The following is a 19,168-nucleotide window of genomic DNA, read 5'->3' as shown; positions in this document are numbered from 1 at the left end:
GAGGATCCGCCGCGCAGGGCGCGGCGCTACCTCGCGGATCAGCTTTTCTTGATGGCGTGCCCGCCGAACTCGTTGCGCATCGCCGACAACAGACGGTCACTGAAACTGTTCGACTGCCGCGAACGCAGGCGCTCAAGCAGGGCCAGGGTGATGACCGGCGCGGGCACGTCCAGCGCGATGGCCTCGGCGACCGTCCAGCGTCCTTCGCCGGAGTCTTCGACATAGGGAGCGATACCGTCCAAAGACGGATTTGCCTGCAGGGCTTTCGCGCTCAGATCCAGCAGCCACGAGCGCACCACGCTGCCATGGCGCCACACCTCGGCCACCTGGGCCAGGTCCAGCTCCAACGCTTCCTTGCGCTCCATCAAGGTGAAGCCCTCCGCATAGGCCTGCATCATTCCGTACTCGATGCCGTTGTGGATCATCTTGGTGTAATGCCCCGCCCCGCTGGGCCCCACGCGTGCCCAGCCCTTGTCGGCGGCGGGCGCCAACGTCTGGAAGATCGGCGCCAACGTTTCTGCTGTTGCGGCATCGCCGCCGATCATCAGGCTGTAGCCTTCCTGCAATCCCCACACGCCGCCGCTGGTGCCGCAGTCCAGATAGAAGATGTCGTCGTCGGCCAGCGAACGGGCACGGCGGATGGAATCCTGATAGTTGGAATTGCCCCCGTCGATCACCACGTCGCCCTCGGCAAGGTGCGGCACCAACTGCGCCAACGTCTGGTCCACGGTATCGCCGGCCGGAACCATCAGCCACACCACGCGCGGTACCGGCAACGCCGCCACGGCCGCGGCCAGCGAATCGAACACCGCCATGCCCGTTTCCGCTGCGCGCGCACGTGCCGCTTCCATCGGATCGTGGCCGACGACGCGGTGGCCACCCTGCTGCAGACGCTGGGCCATGTTCGCCCCCATCCGGCCCAGGCCGATCATTGCAATATCCATCTTTTTCACCTTTGCGTTGGGGGACCGGGGCGGGGTGCGCCCTGCGATCCGGAATCAGAAGTCAGGCTGCCTGGCATACCGGTCACCGCGCAGTGGCGCAACTGCGCCTGCTGCCAGCGCCGATACAGCGAGGTGTGCAGTGTGTGCATCGTCAGCTCCACGGTGAACGGCGTCCGCGGATTACGGTCCAGCAGGCGCGCGATATGGAAGCCGATGGGCTTTATACCGCGCGGGTGGACGAAGATCAGGAACTGCCGGTAGAACGGATCGTCCAGCAGGGCGTCCATGCGCGCTACCAGCGCGGCTTCGTCCACGGTCAGCGACGCACGCAGCGACGGATCGCGCTCCGCCAGCAGGCGCTCGAAGAAGCGCACGCCGCGTCGGGGTATCTGCCGGGACAGCGCCCACAGCGCCTGGTTGCGCTCGTCATACCAGCCCAGTCCGCCGTGCACACGCAGCGCCTCGGCGGCCTCGGCACCCACGTCCACCACGATGAAGTTCTCGGCCTGGTTGTTGAGGTCATCCAGCGTGTCGCGGCCGAAGGCATGGGTGATGTAGCCGGGCGCGCCCATGAACGCCTGTCGCCCCATAGCCGAGGTCCGCACCGCTTTGCCATCCGCGAACGGTTCAGTGGCCTGGCGGCCGAGCAGGATGCTGTCGGTGTCGTGCAGGCCAACGAAGGTGCCGATGCTCACCTCGCCCGCAGTGAACGCCTGATCGAAGCCTGCATCACCGTGCAGTTCGCGCTGCGTCGCCAGCTGGGCCACCTGGCGGCCAACCCCGCATTCGCTGCGTACCGCACCGTGGTAGAAGGCGTCCATTGCCGCGCTGTTGCGGGCAACAGGCTGGTAGCCACGGCCGAAGCTGCGCGTGCGCTCCCACCCCTGGTCAGCCGCCCCCCGCAGACCGAAGCCGATCCAGCCCAGTTGCAGGCCGGAGAACCGGTAGCCTTCATTGTCTTCAAGCGCGCGGGCCGCCTGCCGCGCGGCGTCACCCACGCGCATCGCATAAGCGCACAGCGTGGCCGGATCTTCCAGAAGCTGTTGCATGAGGGCCGTCCGCGAGGGCGGGTCCAACTGCAGGGGCAGGACCACCTGGAGGTCACCGTGGGCGCGTGCGTCCTGCAGGTCAGCACGTGTGCAGACCCGCCCGCCCTGTACGACAGGCGTGCTGATCGACGCATCCGTGAAGCGCCATCCCAGCCGCTCCAGCAGCCCCTGCATGCAGTCCGCAGGCACGGGCGCAGCGATCGCCGGCATGGCCAGCAACACGCCCAGCAGGCTCGCTACTGCGCGCATGCTCAGCGCAGTCCGTCGTCCACCGTGTCGGCCGGCGGCGACGGCGTGGCGGCCGCAGGTGCGGTTACCGGCAGGTACTGCTGCAGGCGCTGGAAGAAGCGACCGTAGAAATCGCCATCCTGCACCGTGCTGCTGGCTACTTTGACCAGCGAATCATCATTGCTGCCGAACGGCAGCGACACCGAGCCCAGGGCACCCACGCCCACGCTGGCCGAGGTCGGGCTTTTCTTGAGTGCATAGCGATCCTGCACCGCGCTGACGAAGACCAGTGCCTGGTCGGCACGCGGCGCGCAGGATATCCGCAGGACCAGCTGCTCGTGGTCATCATCGCGCGGCTGGAAGTTCTTGCTGCCTTCCACGGCAGTGTTGTCGGCACGCGCGATCGCATACCCCTGGCTGAGCAACGTGCGGCGCGCCGCTTCGCAGGCTTCGCCGGGGGATCCATCGACGGTACGGGAGTACATGTCGCCGGAATCGAACGACTCGCGCAGCAGCATGCTGTCAGCCGCACGACCGCCACCGCAGGCGCTGAGCGTCAGCGTAGTGAGGGCGGCGAGGAACGGAAGGCAGGGGCGCATGGGAACTCCGGGCAGATCCATCGGCATGAGCTTAGCCGGGTGCCTGTAGGCGTGGGGTCAGGGATGCCGGGGAAAGGCCCTTTCGCGGTGGCGAAAGGGCCCTTGGTTCACTACTCAGTCTGCCCAGCGGCCAGCACCAGTGGACTGCGGTAGCACCTGGGCCGACAGCGGGCGGTCCACTTCCAGCAGATTCACGGCATCGGCCAGGATCGAAGCAGACTCTCGCAGCAGCGGGTCCGGGCGCTTCTCGGCGGCCTTTTCGCGTGCGGCATCCTTGACGATGTCGCGCTCGTTGCCGGTCAGGCCGTCATCGTTGCTGTCATCGGCCAGCGGATCCAGATCCAGCCCGAGCTCCTTGCGTACCGCCTGGCGGTCCGTGCGCTGCTTGTCCTGGCGTTCACGCTCGGTGCGACGCTCCGCTTCGTTCAGCGAGATGTACTTTTTCGCCTTCTCCGCGCGGAACTGCTCGACATCTTCGTTCCACCACTGGAACTCCTTGTCGGCTGCGATGCGCGTGTCATGGCGGGTTTCCAGCTTCGGCAGCAACGGACCAAAATTGCCGTACTGGGTATGCGGCACGGCGGCGATGCGGGTCCACGGCAACGCGTTGTCGTAGGTGCTTTCGCCGTACTCGCTGGCATCCACACTGGCCGGGAAGGCCAGGTCCGGCACCACGCCCTTGTGCTGCGTGCTGCTGCCGCTGACGCGGAAGAACTGGGCGATCGTCAGTTTCACCTGGCCGAAGCGCTGGCTGTCGCCACTCGGCCAACGATCCAGGTCGACGATGTTCTGCACCGTGCCCTTGCCGAAGGTTGTTTCGCCAATCACCAGCCCGCGGCCGTAATCCTGGATGGCGCCGGCGAAGATCTCCGAGGCCGAGGCCGAGCCGCGGTTGATCAACACCGCCAGCGGGCCGTCCCAGGCCACCACTTCACTGCGGTCGCTGTTGACGGTGACGCGGCCACCCGACTCACGCACCTGCACCACCGGGCCCTGTTCAATGAACAGACCGGTGAGCTCGATCGCTTCGTCCAGCGAACCACCGCCGTTGTTGCGCAGGTCCAGCACCACACCGTCCAGCTTGTCGGTCTTGAAGCCGGCCAGCAGCTTGGCAACGTCGCGGGTAGCGGAGGCGTAGTCGGTCGCGTTGCGACGGCGTCCTTCGAAATCCTGATAGAACGTGGGCAGCTTGATGACGCCGACCTTGCGCGCGGGCTCGCCGTCCTTGCCCGGGATCGTCAGGGTTTCGCCCTTGGCAGCCTGTTCGGCCAGACGCACCTTCTGGCGCGTCAGCACCAGCGTGTGGTGCTTGCCGTCCACGCCCTCTTCGGCCGGAATGAACTCCAACCGCACCTGGGTGTCCTTGCTGCCGCGGATCTTGGCGACCACGTCGTCGATACGCCAGCCGATCACATCTTCGATCGGACCCGAGGTGCCCTGGCCGACGCCGACGATGCGGTCACCGGGCTTGAGCTTGCCATTCACCGCAGCCGGGCCACCGGCGATGATCTCGCGGATCACCACCATGTCGTCCTGGCGCTGCAGCTGCGCGCCGATGCCTTCCAGCGACAGCGACATCGCCTGGTTGAAGTTCTCGGCCGTGCGCGGGGTGAAGTAATCGGTATGCGGGTCGACGGCACTGGTATAGGCATTGAGGAAGAACTGGAACACGTCCTCGCCCTTCAGCTCGCCCACCGACTTTTCCAGCGTGGCGTAACGCTTGTCCAGCGTAGTGCGGATCTCATCCGGCTTCTTGCCGGCCAGCTTCAGTCGCAGCCAGTCATTCTTGACCGACTTGCGCCATAGCTCGTCCAGCTCGGCGTCGCTGGCCGCCCACGGCACGTCCTTGCGGTCGTACTCGAACCGCTCGTCGGTGCTGAAATCAGGCTCGCGCTTGAGCAGGCTGCGGGCATAGCCCACGCGCTGCGCAACGCGCTGCTTGTACACCGCGAACACCTGAAAAGCCGGCTCCAGCTCGCCGCCCCGGATGGCCGTGGCGATGCCCGCCTCGAACGGGGCGAATTTCGCCACGTCCGCCTGGGTGAAGAACTGCTTGCCGCCATCCAGCGACTCCAGGTAGCGCTTGAATACGTCCTTGGACGTGGCTTCGTCGAGCGCACGCGGCCGATAGGCGTACCGGCTGTCGGAGAGCAGCCCATAGACAAGCTTGGAGGTGGTCGCCTGATCGGCCGTGGCCGCCGCCGGCAGCGCGGGGGTATCCGCCTGCGCGGCCAGCGACAACGGGGCAGACAGTGCCAGGGCAATCAGGAATACGGGGGCTTTGAATTTCATGGAGTTGCTCAGGGCACCTTGCCGAAAGGAAGACTGCGTGCATTTCAGACACCACGACAGTGCCGAAAGTTGCGCGCTTTGTCACCCGCGTTCATGCAACGCGGATTTCCAGCGTAGACCGGCGCCTGTAGCAAATTGTGAACGAGCGGCTTTTCCGCGAACGGCCCGCTGCGCACCACGCCAACCGGGGGTCGGTGAGCTCCGGTAACGCCGACCCATGGTCGGCGAGCAATCCCTGGTAACGCCGACCCATGGTCGGCGAGCAATCCCTGGTAGCGCCGACCCATGGTCGGCGAGCGCAGCGGCGCAGAGCGTCAGGCGACGCCGGCGCCCTTGGCCTGCACGTCGGCGTGGTACGACGAGCGCACCATCGGGCCGGACGCCACGTGGCTGAACCCCAGCGCGTAGCCGTAGTCTTCCAGCGCCTTGTAGTCTTCCGGCGTCCAGTACTTCAGCACCGGATGGTGGTGGGCGGTCGGCTGCAGGTACTGGCCGACGGTGATCATGTCCACGTCATGCGCACGCAGGTCGCGCATTGTGGCCTTGATCTGCTCGAACTCTTCGCCCAGCCCCAGCATGATGCCGCTCTTGGTCGGCACGCCCGGATGCTGCGCCTTGAAGTTCTTCAGCAGGGTCAGCGACCACTGGTAGTCCGCACCCGGCCGCACGTTGCGGTACAGGTCCGGCACCGTCTCGATGTTGTGGTTGAACACATCCGGCGGGTTCTGCGCCAGGATCTCCAGCGCGCGCTCCATGCGGCCCTTGCCGCGGAAGTCCGGGGTCAGCACTTCGATACGGGTGCCCGGCGATTTCGCACGGATGGCGGTGATGCAATCCACAAAGTGCTGGGCACCGCCGTCGCGCAGGTCATCGCGATCAACGCTGGTCACCACCACATACTTCAACCCCATGTCGGCGACGGTCTGGCCCAGGGTCGCCGGTTCACTGGCATCGGGCGGCTTCGGCCGGCCATGCGCCACGTCGCAGAACGAGCAGCGTCGGGTGCAGACCTCGCCCAGGATCATGAACGTGGCCGTGCCATGGCTGAAGCACTCGTGGATGTTCGGGCAGCTGGCTTCTTCGCAGACCGTCACCAGACGGTTCTCACGCAGCTTGGCCTTCAGGTTCTGCACGGCATTGCCCGAAGGAATGCGCACACGGATCCACGACGGCTTGCGTAGCACCGGGGCATCGGCGAACTGCACGGGCGATCGGTTGATCTTGTCGCCGCCCAGCTGTTTGACGCCTGCCTGCAGTGGCGCGGCGGCGGGAGCGGGTTCGCCCTGCAGCATCTGCAGGGGAATGGAGCGGGCAGTCTGTTCGGTCATGATGTTCCCGGCGGCAACGCGGCCGCATGGTGTCAGTTCAAGTCAAGCGGACAAATCGGGCAGGTCCGGCGTCGGCTGCAGCAGCAGGCCAAACTGGCGGGCCAGCTGGTCCAGCAGCACCGGCGTGACGGCGGCGAGGCCGGACGGACCGCCCAAGTCTACCATCGTGGTCACCCGCAGCCCTTCGTAGCCACAGGGGTTGATGCGGTGGAACGGCTCCAGATCCATGGCGACATTGAAGGCCAGGCCATGGAACGTGCAGCCACGCCGCACGCGGATACCCAGCGCAGCGACCTTCGCCCCGCCAACGTACACACCGGGGGCGCCATCCCGGCGTTCGGCGCCGATGTTCCACTCGCCCAGCGTATCGATGATGGCCTGTTCGATCCGGCACACATAGTCGCGCACGCCGATGCCCAGCCGCGGCAGGCGCAACAGCGGGTAGACCACGATCTGGCCGGGGCCGTGATAGGTCACCTGCCCGCCGCGGTCCACCTGCACTACCGGGATGTCACCGGGGGCCAGCACATGTTCGGGTTTGCCGGCCTGGCCGAGGGTGAACACCGGATCGTGCTCGACGACCCACAATTCATCCAGGGTGTCGTCGCTTCGTTCGTCGGTGAAACGCTGCATTGCGCGCCACACCGGCTCGTACGCTTGGCGGCCGAGATCACGGACGATGGCCGGCTGCGGCTGACGGCCAGCGGCCGTCACTACCGCCGTTGGCGCTAGATCGTCCACTTTACTTCCGGGTGCTCGCGCAGCACCTCGTGGGCCAGGTCGTACTGGGCGCGGTCGCGGGCGGCGAACGCCATGCGCACGGACACGTACTTGCCGTTGGACGAGTGTTTCCAGCTGATCTGTTCGGTCAGCACCTCGATGCCGGCCGCAAGCAACAGCCTGGGGAGTTCCACTTCCAGACCGGAGTTGGCCGGGCCCATGGCGCTGAGCTCGAACGTGCCGGGAAACTGGAAGCCGTGTTCGGGATTGTCGGATTTGATTTCCATCCGCCCATTATCGGGCTGGTGAAGATCAAACCCAAGGGGGGCGATGAACCCCGCTGCGCTCGCCGCGCGAGGCTCGGCGCTACCGATATCCTGGGTAGCGCCGACCCATGGTCGGCGGGCGCAGCGGGCGTTCGGCAGATGACTGCCCTTACTTGGCCAGCTGCATCAAGGTCGAATTGACCCAGCCCTTGTTGCCCATTTCATCTTCCACTTCCCACATGGTGCCTTCCTTGACGCCGGTCGGGTACAGCAGCATGCCCGGCTCCAGGTCGCGTACCGACGCGCCGGTGCCCTTCGCATTGGCCAGCAGGCGACCGGCTTTCAGCATGGTCACCGCCTGGCTGCTGTTGGCGGCGGACGCGTTCTCCGGCAGGCCACCCAGCTCGGCCACCATGTTGGTGTACGCCTGCAGGTAGGCCAAGGTGATCACCTGGCCGAGCTCCGTGTTGGCATAACCGCCCACGCCCATCGCGCCGATACCGCCGCCGCCGAACAGGCCGCCACTGGCGCCCCAGCCGAGGTCGGTCTTCTTGGAATTGCCCTCGACGATGGCGACCTGCTCGGAAGAACGCACATCGGTCAGGGTCAGGGTGACGTCGGCCGTCTTGCTGCGGAAGTTCAGCCCACCCACCACGGCGCCCGCCTTGCCACCGATCAGCCCACCCAGCAGGCCGCCGATGGCGTTGCCGCTGGCATTGTTGTTCTGCGAGATCAGGTCCGGCACCAGCACATAGTCGGCAGCGCGGATCTGGCCCTTGCCGATGTTCGAGCGGCCACGCAGCTCGCCTTCCGACGCCAGCGCGCGTTCGGCCTGTGCGGCGGCCATGCCCACGCCGCGGTCCACCAGGGTGAAGCACTTGGACTTGTTGACGAATACCTTGATCAGCTTGGACGGTGCCGGCAACTGCTGGCCGGTCCACCAGTTCACCGTGTCCTCCGGTTCGATCACCGAGATCGAGCCGAGCGGCTTGCTGCAGACCGGAATCTGCGCCTGTCCCTGCTTGCCCTGTTCCTGGGCGGAGGTGCGGCTGGACGCGAAGCTGTCCCGCAGACCGGCAGACGCCGGGGCACTGACAGCCATCAGGCCGACGCCCAGCACGGCGGTGACCACGAGGGTGGCGAACGAATTCTGTTGGGTCATTTCTGTTGTCCAGCGCTCTGGCCCGTTGCGGGCAAAGCGCAATCCATTGGGTTGAGAGAGGCCGGTGGCGGCAGGCCAGGATCCTTGAAAGCGCCGGGGCGCCGGCGCAGAGGATATGACACCGCCTGCCCAACGGCAACCTCAGCTGAACGCCGGCGCGAGGGGCTCAGGGCACGGAACAGAGCAATGCATGTGACGTCATCGACCTGCCTTCACATAGGCGATACCGTGAATGCGCGAGAAACGACAAAAATCCATCTTGGAATCCCATGCACCCAACGCGCATTGCAGCAGCTATCGGACTGACCGGCCTGCTGGCCGTGGCCCTCCCCCTCCACGCCGCCGAACAGTGCAGCCAGAGCGCGTTGGCTGACCATCCCCCGCAGATCAACTTCCGCGTGGACAACGACCTGCTCGGCGGCGCCGACCAGGATCAGGGATATACCAACGGGGCGCAGATCACCTTTGTCTCGCCGAACCTGGTCGACTTCACCAACGACCCGTGCCTGCCGCGCATGGCGCGCTGGGTGAACCGCCATCTGGAGGCCCTGCACCCGGGCGAGTTCGAACAGCAGAACATGATCTTCAGCGTCGCCCAGGGCATTTTCACCCCGACCGACTTCACCCGCCGCGACGTGATCGAAGATGACCGCCCCTATGCCGGCGTGTTGGTCGGCAGCTTCGGCTACAACGCCCGCAGCGGGAACTACCTGCAGACCACCCAGTTGACCTTCGGCGTGGTCGGTCCCTGGGCGCAGGGCAAGGAAGTACAGGACGCCGTGCATGACCTGCTGGACGACGACAAGTTCCAGGGCTGGGACAACCAACTGCACAACGAACCCGTGCTGATGCTCACCCACGAGCGGATGAACCGCTGGCCGCGCGATGCCACGGACAATGCCAGCGGCTGGGGCTGGGACGCGATCAGCCATTACGGCGGCGCCGTCGGCAACCTGGCCACCCACCTGAACGCGGGCGGCGAGGTGCGCTTCGGCTGGAAGCTGCCCGATGACTTCGGCAGCACCCCGCTACGCCCGGCCGGTGAAAACACCTCACCGTCGCGTGGCGGCCGGCCGAGTGGCTGGTCATGGCATCTGTTCGCCACCACCGACGCGGCGTGGGTGATCCGCGATATCACCTTGGACGGCAACACCTTCCGCAACAGCCACAGCGTGGACAAGAAGCACGTGGTCGCCCAGGGCGGCTACGGCGTGGCCGTGATGCGGGGCCGCTGGAAATTCGCCGTGGCGCGTTACCACAGCACCAAGGAATTCGACGGCCAGCGGCAGTCGCCGATCTTCGGCAGCTTCACCATCAGCCGCAGCTTGTAAGCCGCGACAACGCGCAAATTACCGTGCACCGGTAGCGCCGAGCCATGCTCGGCGAGCGCAGCGGCGCAGCGCCGCCGCATTGGTAGCGCCGAGCCACGCTCGGCGAGCGCAGCGGCGCGGCTGCACTCAGTCGCGGCGTGACAGCCGACGCAACAGCTTGCGCCGCAGCGAGCGCCGACGACGGCGTGCCGTGAACTCCTCAGCAAACACCAAGGTGAAGCGGCAGACGAACTGAAATATTGGCGTGATCCTGTTCATACCGCCATCGTCGCAATCAGCCCGCCAGGCACCCATCAGACCGGTCGCATTTCCTCGCCTGCGCCGACGCGGGTGTCGGTGCGCACACCGCCTGCCGTTTGGATGAGCTGAGCGGCTTGCCTGCTCGCCCTCGGTCAACCCTGCCGGGCAGCGGAGGCAGCGGGAGCAGATTCAGGGAGCGTGCTGCGGTAGAGCCGACTTCAGTCGGCTGCTCCCCGCCAGCCGACTGAAGTCGGCTCTACCTAGCGGCTTCCTGCCAACAGAGACCTGGACCTAAATCTCAAAACGCACGCACTGCGAATCGCGAGCTTCTTGCCGTCGAGGTTCACGCCGACCCATGGTCGGCGAGCGCAGCGGGCCGTTGGCGGAACAATTCTGCAGCGCTAAGCCGGCCCACTCTTTGCACCGACTTCCGCGTCTGCGGCGGACAGTGCGTGGGGGATCGCAGGATCCCGCCGGTATGTCTTTCTGTGGCGACACACTCGCCGGCATGCCAACCCGCACCGTCTGCCACCTTGCCCTCCGACAGGTGGCCGCCTTGCGAGGTCTCACCGCATGCCCGAGCTCCACTCCGCCAGCGTACGCCTGCACGCCCTGATCGGCGCCGCCACCAATACGCTATCGCCGGCCCACATCGAACGGATCGCCGCCACGCTGGCCGAGGCCGCCGCACCGACACCCCAGCCGACGTTGCTGGCCCATCTGCAAGAGATGAAACCGGACCGCTGCGCCAATGGATCGACGTGGGTAGAGCGTCGATTGAACGCTGGCCGCTGCAACGACCTAGCCAGCGCCCGTCGCCGGCCAGCGTACTGCGCTTGCTGCACGCTGCACGCAGTCTGGCGGATTCAGCCGCCAGCCACTGCAGTCCCCCCACATGGGCGCGTAAGTCCCACCCCCAGCTGCTGGCCGACGTTTCCGGCTGCACACGCTCGGATCACCTGCCTTAACGAAACCCACACAAATACGTAGGGGAGCGAGCCACTCGCGACGCTTTAGGACCTGACCGATGGGATCAAAAAGGGTGAAAGACAACCATGGCGTCATTCCGGAAACACCGGAAGGCAACTTAAGCCATCACCCCGCACGACGCCCCCGTCGCGCCCCCATTGAGAGAAATCCTCATGAATGCTGTCTACAAATTGATCTTCAATGTTTCTACCGGGACGTGGGCCGTCGCCTCCGAACTGACCGCATCGCGCGGCAAGAAGAGCCGCACCCGCCTTGCCGCAGCCATGGCCGTTGCCCTTGCCCTGCCGGCCGGCGCGGCCATGGCTGCCGACTCGCCGCTGCAGTGCAAAGTGAATGAGTCCATCTCAGCTGACGGCCTGCGCTGCCAACCTACCTCCTCGCCGGTGCCCATGTCGGGGGGCATCGGCATCTTGGGGTCTCTGGACGGCGGCAGTGCGAGCGGAAACCCAAGGAATGTTGCAATTGGACCCGGAGCCAAGGCTTCTGCGGGCGTTGGCGGTCGCGTTGCGGTCGCGATCGGTCAAGACGCCAATGCAACTAACATGGCCACAGTTGCCATCGGCGGCGACTCATGGGCGACGGGACTTGACTCAACTGCCATCGGCTGGGGTGCGAAGGTAAGCGGCGCCGACTCAGTAGCTCTAGGACGGGGTGGTAGTGTTTCGGGCGCGACATCCGTCGCGCTAGGGAATTACGCATCCGTATCTGCGCCCGCGAGTGATGCCGTTGCGCTCGGCACCCGATCGACTGCGACGGAAGCGAGCACCGTCTCCATCGGCAACGCGACGCTCAAGCGTCGCTTGGTCAACATGGCTGCCGGCTTCGCCGACACCGATGCCGTCAACGTCGGCCAGCTGAAGCCGGTCGTGGCCGGTCTCGGCGGCGGCGCGAAGGTCGACGCCGCCGGCGTTGTCACCGGCCCTACCTACACCTTCCTCGACGGCACGAGCCACACCAATGTGGGCGGCGCGCTGGGCAATCTGGATACGCGCGTCAACAACATCGCCACCAGCGCAGGCTTGGTTACCCGTGACACCTTCGGTGATATCCATGTGGGCGCCGGCGTTGCCGGCGGCACCGTGAGCCTGCGTGACAGCGGCGTTGACTCCCGCATACTGACCGGTGTCAAGAATGGCGTCGGCAACACCGATGCAGTCAACATGAGCCAGCTGAAGCCCGTCGTGGACAGCCTGGGCGGCGGCGCCAAGGTGGGGCCCGATGGCACCATCACCGGTCCGACGTACACCGTTGACGGCTCCACCGTGACCAACGTGGGTGATGCGATCACCAACATCGACGGGCGCGTCACCAACAATACCGATGACATTTCCGGCCTGAAGGATGACCTGGCTGCTGGCACGGTGGGTCTGGTGCAGCAGGCTTCGGACACTGCCAATCTGACCGTTGGCAAGGACACCGGCGGCACGGCCGTTGACTTCACCAATGGCGATAACGCCAGCCGCAAGCTGATCGGCGTTGCCGCTGGCGCGGTGAGTGAAACCAGCAACGAAGCGATCAACGGTTCGCAGCTGCACGGCACCGCCAAGAGCGTGGCTGACAGCCTGGGTGGCAATTCCGCCGTCGGTACAGACGGCACCATTACCGCCCCGGTCTATAAAATTGGTGACACTGAATACACCGGCGTGGGTGAAGGGTTCAAGGCAGTAGACGGCTCGCTTACCGACCTGGACGCGCGCATGGACGGCCTGATCGGCGGCACCGAAGGTCTGGTGACCTATGACGATTCCACCGGCATCGTCAGCGTGGCCACCGGCAAGGATGGCACCAAGGTGAACTTCGCCGGCAATGGTGTGGATCGCACGCTGAGCGGCGTGGCCGCCGGCATGGCCGATAACGATGCGGCCAACGTCGCCCAGCTGAAGGGCGTGACCGCTGGCCTGGGTGGCGGTGCGACCGTCAATCCGGACGGCACCATCACCGGGCCGACGTACACCGTTGACGGCTCCACCGTGACCAACGTGGGTGATGCGATCACCAACATCGACGGGCGCGTCACCAACAATGCCGATGACATTTCCGGCCTGAAGGATGACCTGGCTGCTGGCACGGTGGGTCTGGTGCAGCAGACTTCGGACACTGCCAATCTGACCGTCGGCAAGGACACCGGCGGCACGGCGGTGGACTTCGCCGGCACCAGCGATGACCGCAAGCTGATCGGCGTTGCCGCTGGCGCGGTGAGTGAAACCAGCAACGAAGCGGTCAACGGTTCGCAGCTGCACGGCACCGCCAAGAGCGTGGCTGACAGCCTGGGTGGCAATGCCGCTGTCCGTACAGACGGCACCATTACCGCCCCGGTCTACAACATTGGTGGCACTGACTACACCGGCGTGGGTGAAGGGTTCAAGGCAGTAGACGGCTCGCTTACCGACCTGGATGCGCGCATGGACGGTCTGATCGGCGGCACCGAAGGTCTGGTGACCTATGACGATTCCACCGGCATCGTCAGCGTGGCCACCGGCAAGGATGGCACCAAGGTGAACTTCGCCGGCAATGGTGTGGATCGCACGCTGAGCGGCGTGGCCGCCGGCATGGCCGATAACGATGCGGCCAACATCGCCCAGCTGAAGGGCGTGACCGCTGGCCTGGGTGGCGGTGCGACCGTCAATCCGGACGGCACCATCACCGGGCCGACGTACACCGTTGACGGCTCCACCGTGACCAACGTGGGTGATGCGATCACCAACATCGACGGGCGCGTCACCAACAATGCCGATGACATTTCCGGCCTGAAGGATGACCTGGCTGCTGGCACGCTGGGTCTGGTGCAGCAGACTTCGGACACTGCCAATCTGACCGTTGGCAAGGACACCGGCGGCACGGCCGTTGACTTCACCAATGGCGATAACGCCAGCCGCAAGCTGATCGGCGTTGCCGCTGGCGCGGTGAGTGAAACCAGCAACGAAGCGATCAACGGTTCGCAGCTGCACGGCACCGCCAAGAGCGTGGCTGACAGCTTGGGTGGCAATGCCGCTGTCCGTACAGACGGCACCATTACCGCCCCGGTCTACAACATTGGTGGCACTGACTACACCGGCGTGGGTGAAGGGTTCAAGGCAGTAGACGGCTCGCTTACCGACCTGGACGCGCGCATGGACGGCCTGATCGGCGGCACCGAAGGTCTGGTGACCTATGACGATTCCACCGGCATCGTCAGCGTGGCCACCGGCAAGGATGGCACCAAGGTGAACTTCGCCGGCAATGGTGTGGATCGCACGCTGAGCGGCGTGGCCGCCGGCATGGCCGATAACGATGCGGCCAACATCGCCCAGCTGAAGGGCGTGACCGCTGGCCTGGGTGGCGGTGCGACCGTCAATCCGGACGGCACCATCACCGGTCCGACGTACACCGTTGACGGCTCCACCGTGACCAACGTGGGTGATGCGATCACCAACATCGACGGGCGCGTCACCAACAATGCCGATGACATTTCCGGCCTGAAGGATGACCTGGCTGCTGGCACGGTGGGTCTGGTGCAGCAGGCTTCGGACACTGCCAATCTGACCGTTGGCAAGGACACCGGCGGCACGGCCGTTGACTTCACCAATGGCGATAACGCCAGCCGCAAGCTGATCGGCGTTGCCGCTGGCGCGGTGAGTGAAACCAGCAACGAAGCGATCAACGGTTCGCAGCTGCACGGCACCGCCAAGAGCGTGGCTGACAGCCTGGGTGGCAATGCCGCTGTCCGTACAGACGGCACCATTACCGCCCCGGTCTACAACATTGGTGGCACTGACTACACCGGCGTGGGTGAAGGGTTCAAGGCAGTAGACGGCTCGCTTACCGACCTGGACGCGCGCATGGACGGCCTGATCGGCGGCACCGAAGGTCTGGTGACCTATGACGATTCCACCGGCATCGTCAGCGTGGCCACCGGCAAGGATGGCACCAAGGTGAACTTCGCCGGCAATGGTGTGGATCGCACGCTGAGCGGCGTGGCCGCCGGCATGGCCGATAACGATGCGGCCAACATCGCCCAGCTGAAGGGCGTGACCGCTGGCCTGGGTGGCGGTGCGACCGTCAATCCGGACGGCACCATCACCGGTCCGACGTACACCGTTGACGGCTCCACCGTGACCAACGTGGGTGATGCGATCACCAACATCGATGGGCGCGTCACGGTCAACAAAGACAACATCACCACCATCAATACCCGTCTGGACGGACTGGCTGATGGCACCGTGGGTCTGGTGCAGCAGGCGGGTGCGGATGCAGAACTGACCGTGGGCAAGGACACCGGTGGCGCTGCCGTCAACTTCGCCGGCACCAGCGGTGACCGCAAGCTGACCGGCGTGGCCGCTGGCGACCTGACCGAAACCAGCACCGATGCGGTCAACGGCTCGCAGCTGAAGGAAACCAACGACCGTGTGGCTGTCAACGAGGACAACATCACCAACCTGGATGGTCGCGTCACCACCAACGAAGGCGACATCAACAACCTCAACACCACGGTCAACGAGCTGAGCAACGGCACGATCGGTCTGGTACAGCAGACCGCGGCAAATGCAGACTTGACCGTCGGTGCCACCACCGGCGGCACTGCGGTCAACTTCGGCGGCATCGACGGCGCGCGTCGCTTGTCCGGCGTGGCCAATGGCGAGGCCGACACCGACGCGGCTACCATCGCACAGCTGAAGGCCTCTGGCCTGGTTGATCGGGATGGCGAAGCACTGGGTGCGGTGGTGTACGACGACATGAGCCTGGCCCGTGCCACCTTGGGCGGTACCAACGGAACGGTACTGGACAATGTGGCCAATGGCCTGATTGCCAGCGGTAGCCGCGAGGGCATCAACGGTGGGCAGCTGTACGACATGGAAGCACTGCTGCGCGGCAAGATCGATGGCTTGGATGGCCGCGTGGGCGTGATTGAACGCGGGGTGGCCGACGGCTCCATCGGCGGCGGCGGTGAGAGCGGCACCGGCCCGATTGATCTGGGCGGTGAAGGCGCGGGCTCAGTAGTGATCGGCGATGGTGCTGCCTCGAAGGGTGATGGAGCAGTGGCGATCGGTGAAGGCGCGAGTGCATCGAACAAGGACTCTGTTGCCATTGGCAGCGGCTCCACCACCGACCGGGACCGTGAAGTGTCGGTCGGTGCCCCAGGCGCGGAACGTGTGATCGGCAACGTAGCCGCCGGCACCCGCCCGACCGATGCAGTCAACCTGAAGCAGATGGATGACCGCTTCGCTGCTGAGCGTGACTGGAGCAACAGCCGCTTCCAGGCCGTTGACAAGCGTATCGACCGCATGGGCGCCATCAGCGCTGCATACGCCGGCATGGCCATGAACACGGCCGGCCTGAGTGGTGAAAACCGTTTGGGTGCGGGTATCGGTCAGCAGAACGGCCGCAGCGCGCTGGCAGTGGGTTATCAGCGTGTGATGGGCGTCAAGCAGAACGTGTCGGTTTCGCTGGGTGGTGCCTTCAGCGGTAGCGACAAGAGCATGAGCGCTGGTGCGGGTTTCAGCTGGTAACAGCTGGATGAAATGAAGGCCCTGCCTTCACTGTAGTACCCCAAACCCACAGCCGAAAGGCTGTGGGTTTGGCATTTCTGCGTCGCGGCTTTTGCCCCGCAGCGTGTTGGCCTGGGGCTGTCCAACTCGCCTCGCAAGGCGGGCCACCTCGGCGACCGACCGTTCACTCGCAGACCGGCTCCACGCTCTCCGGCGGGGTGATTGCGACCATCTCTTTGTCCCCACAGCGCGGTTGCGCTATCGTCCGCCTCAGGGCGTCCGTCGTGCGGCTCATGAAAGCCCGCTGCCTTGCCCTTATCCTCCTTCCCTCAGCCATGTTCCCGCTCGATGTAATCATCAGGGAGCATGATGGAAAACAAGATTCGACGCGCCCTTGAGCGCGACCAGATCGACCAGGCGTTGCAGAGGTCGGAAGAATGGACGCGTGCTCAGCCTCACCTGCCTCGTGCCCATCGCTGGCACGCCATTGCATTGCAGCGTCAGGACCGTGTACCTGATGCGGTAGATGCCATGCGCCGGGCAGTGGCGCTTGCTCCCGACGACATCGACCTTCATGCCAAACAGGCGAGCCTCTTGCTGGCGTTGCGCCACTATCAACGCAGGCAGATGGCGACACTATTGATGGAAGCCGACGTCGCCTTGGCCCGGGGTGATCTGGACGCAGCGGATCTGCTGACCACCCGTGCGCGTGCGTTGGAGCCAGGCAATGCGGATGTCGACGCGATGCATGGACTGATCAAACTACACCGCCACGATGCCGCCGGAGCATTTGCTGCACTCAACACTGCAGCCCAGTCACGTCCGGACGACCCCCTGCTGCTCTATGCACTGGGTTTGACCGCGCTGGGCAGGGAAATGCCGGCCATCGCCGAACAGATTTTCATGCGCGCAGCGTCGATGGACGCGGGCATTGCCGCATTGCCGGGGTTGCTCGCCCACAGCGCGTTGCAGCACCGTGACGCCGCGGCTGCCTTGGCGCATATCGAAGCGGCCTTGACACAGCCCGGGCAGGCAACGCCGGCACTGCGCCGCATGGCTGCAGAGCTGGCGCTGGGTGCGCGCCAGTTCGACCGCATACTTGAGTTACTGCTTCCGCCGCTGGCAGAGCACGCCGACGATCCGCAGGCGCTGCAGTTGCTGTTGACGGCGTGGCAGCAATTGCAGCTGCCTGCTCAGGCGCGCTACGAGCTGGATGCCGTGTTGAGCGATAAGTCGGGGTCCGACAATCTGTGGCGGGCACGCATGTCGGTGGAGGACACGGGAAGCAACGCCGCAATGACGGTGGTTGACCGTTGGATCGCGGCCAAACCGGATCATGTGCCTGCACTGGAAGCACGGACGCGACTGCACGATCTGCGCAATGAGCCTGAGAGTGCCGAAGTGGTGGCCCGGCGAATCATCTCCCTGGAGCCAACCCATGCCGCTGCACAGACCCGATTGGTGGATCGCTTGATGCTCCGCGATACGGCTGGGGCAGTAGCCCACGTCGAGGCGCTGATTGAAAAAGCCGAAGGCAGCCGTCGCCTGGATCTGCGAACGTGGCTGGGCGAGGTCCATGACCGTGCCGGTAATCCGGAGGCCGCGCTCAACGTGTGGCTGGACATCCAGGCAGATATGCTCAAGTACCGATTGGACCTTCCACCGCAATCAATGGAACCGAGCAGGTGGCCCGCCATGGGCGACGCTTCGCCCCCCACCGGGCCTCGCCCGATGTTCCTGTGGGGGCCGCCGGGTGCCGGCGCCGAGCGGGTGATGAAGGCACTGGCCGAAGCAACACCGTTGGTCCGCCACGACCGCTTTGGCCCCACGCCGCCGCGCGATGCTTTCCAGGAATACACAGCGTTACAGCAGTTGGTAACGCGCGAAGTGACGCCTGCCGCAATGATTGAAAGGTGGCGTAAGTCCCTACCTTTACGCGGCGTGGACGGTGACGCTGTGATCGATTGGCTGCCGTTCTGGGATAATGGGTTGCTCTATGCCCTGCGACCGGCCTTGCCTGAAGGACGTTTGCTGTTCGTCATTCGTGATCCCCGCGACATGTTGCTGGACTGGATTGCTTATGGGTCAGCAGCAAAGATCGGGTTCCCCGGCGTGACTGAATCCACAGCGTGGTTGGCGCGTGCGCTTGACCAGATCGCCGTGCTGAGCGAGCAGAACCTGTACCCCCACCTGGTGGTACGCATCGACACGACACTGGAGGATCCTGAGGCCATGGCGCAGTTGCTGTCGCAAGCGTTCAACACCCACGTGCCGCCTACCGCGACACTGGGGCCGCAGCGCCTTCCCGCAGGCCATTGGCGCCGTTACCGGGGCGTGCTGGCAGATGCTTTCGCCGTACTGTCCCCTACGGCTGTCCGGTTGGGCTATCCGCAGGAATGAGGTGAATGAGGCGAGCCCTCAATAGAACACTGCCGCCGGCCAAGCCTGTTTGGGCTCAGGCATCCAGCACGCCCCATCCAATCCAGGATCAATGAAAGTAGGTGTACACCCGCCGACGCTTGCGCCGGCCCTTGGACGGCACCGCCATCGGGCG

At 65.2% G+C, this 19,168-nt stretch carries 13 protein-coding genes and 1 pseudogene; 4 read left to right on the top strand and 10 right to left on the bottom strand.

The features are described from left to right. Positions 1 to 38: 38 nt before the first annotated feature. The 8 genes from gnd to ABRP17_RS11835 all read right to left on the bottom strand — a co-directional run bounded on the left by gnd (position 39) and on the right by ABRP17_RS11835 (position 8,588). The gene (gnd, locus tag ABRP17_RS11870) at positions 39 to 944 is read right to left on the bottom strand and encodes a phosphogluconate dehydrogenase (NAD(+)-dependent, decarboxylating) (RefSeq protein ID WP_349985525.1); all 906 of its coding nucleotides are present in this window, start codon (positions 942 to 944) and stop codon (positions 39 to 41) included. Positions 945 to 949: 5 nt separating this feature from the next. After that, on the bottom strand, positions 950 to 2,242 hold the full coding sequence (locus ABRP17_RS11865) for a hypothetical protein (protein ID WP_349985526.1): 1,293 nt from the start codon (positions 2,240 to 2,242) through the stop codon (positions 950 to 952). A gap of 2 nt (positions 2,243 to 2,244) precedes the next feature. Further along, a complete protein-coding gene (locus tag ABRP17_RS11860) occupies positions 2,245 to 2,820 on the bottom strand; it encodes a DUF2242 domain-containing protein (protein ID WP_192081252.1) in 576 nt (191 codons plus the stop codon). 114 nt (positions 2,821 to 2,934) lie between these two features. Continuing rightward, positions 2,935 to 5,112, bottom strand: coding sequence for a carboxy terminal-processing peptidase (locus ABRP17_RS11855; RefSeq protein WP_349985527.1), 2,178 nt, complete (start codon positions 5,110 to 5,112; stop codon positions 2,935 to 2,937). Between the two features lie 314 nt (positions 5,113 to 5,426). Then, a complete protein-coding gene (gene lipA, locus ABRP17_RS11850) occupies positions 5,427 to 6,440 on the bottom strand; it encodes a lipoyl synthase (RefSeq protein WP_349985528.1) in 1,014 nt (337 codons plus the stop codon). Between the two features lie 42 nt (positions 6,441 to 6,482). Beyond that, positions 6,483 to 7,073 carry a lipoyl(octanoyl) transferase LipB gene (gene lipB / locus ABRP17_RS11845; RefSeq protein ID WP_240008889.1) on the bottom strand — a complete coding sequence of 197 codons (591 nt, stop codon included), beginning with the start codon at positions 7,071 to 7,073 and terminating at the stop codon, positions 6,483 to 6,485. A gap of 95 nt (positions 7,074 to 7,168) precedes the next feature. Next, positions 7,169 to 7,447, bottom strand: a complete 279-nt coding sequence (locus ABRP17_RS11840) for a DUF493 family protein (RefSeq protein WP_192081249.1) — start codon at positions 7,445 to 7,447, stop codon at positions 7,169 to 7,171. A gap of 148 nt (positions 7,448 to 7,595) precedes the next feature. Continuing rightward, positions 7,596 to 8,588 (bottom strand): CsgG/HfaB family protein, encoded by a 993-nt coding sequence (locus tag ABRP17_RS11835; protein ID WP_188326155.1) that lies wholly within the window; start codon positions 8,586 to 8,588, stop codon positions 7,596 to 7,598. Positions 8,589 to 8,857: 269 nt separating this feature from the next. On the opposite strand from ABRP17_RS11835, the gene ABRP17_RS11830 reads away from it, so the two are divergent. Further along, on the top strand, positions 8,858 to 9,919 hold the full coding sequence (locus ABRP17_RS11830; protein WP_188326154.1) for a lipid A deacylase LpxR family protein: 1,062 nt from the start codon (positions 8,858 to 8,860) through the stop codon (positions 9,917 to 9,919). A 126-nt stretch (positions 9,920 to 10,045) separates the two neighbouring features. Here ABRP17_RS11830 and ABRP17_RS11825 read toward each other — a convergent pair whose 3' ends face one another. Further along, on the bottom strand, positions 10,046 to 10,177 hold the full coding sequence (locus ABRP17_RS11825; RefSeq protein WP_349985529.1) for a hypothetical protein: 132 nt from the start codon (positions 10,175 to 10,177) through the stop codon (positions 10,046 to 10,048). A 1,124-nt stretch (positions 10,178 to 11,301) separates the two neighbouring features. Between ABRP17_RS11825 and ABRP17_RS11820 the strand changes: the two are divergent. Next, positions 11,302 to 11,766, top strand: a pseudogene (locus ABRP17_RS11820) (ESPR-type extended signal peptide-containing protein); the annotation flags it as partial. A 192-nt stretch (positions 11,767 to 11,958) separates the two neighbouring features. Continuing rightward, positions 11,959 to 16,635, top strand: coding sequence for a YadA-like family protein (locus ABRP17_RS11815; RefSeq protein ID WP_372487009.1), 4,677 nt, complete (start codon positions 11,959 to 11,961; stop codon positions 16,633 to 16,635). 336 nt (positions 16,636 to 16,971) lie between these two features. Here the strand turns inward: ABRP17_RS11815 and ABRP17_RS11810 are convergent, their stop codons facing one another. Further along, positions 16,972 to 17,190 (bottom strand): hypothetical protein, encoded by a 219-nt coding sequence (locus tag ABRP17_RS11810; protein WP_372486759.1) that lies wholly within the window; start codon positions 17,188 to 17,190, stop codon positions 16,972 to 16,974. 66 nt (positions 17,191 to 17,256) lie between these two features. Here ABRP17_RS11810 and ABRP17_RS11805 point away from each other — a divergent pair, with 66 nt between their 5' ends. Further along, positions 17,257 to 19,014: an adenylate cyclase gene (locus tag ABRP17_RS11805; protein WP_372486758.1), complete on the top strand. Its 1,758-nt coding sequence runs from the start codon at positions 17,257 to 17,259 to the stop codon at positions 19,012 to 19,014. The last annotated feature ends 154 nt before the right edge of the window (positions 19,015 to 19,168 follow it).

This window comes from Stenotrophomonas sp. WHRI 8082 (assembly GCF_040223995.2).
Lineage (GTDB): Bacteria > Pseudomonadota > Gammaproteobacteria > Xanthomonadales > Xanthomonadaceae > Stenotrophomonas.
Note: the sequence above shows the minus strand (reverse complement) of the source record. Positions and strands in the feature narration are given on the sequence as shown.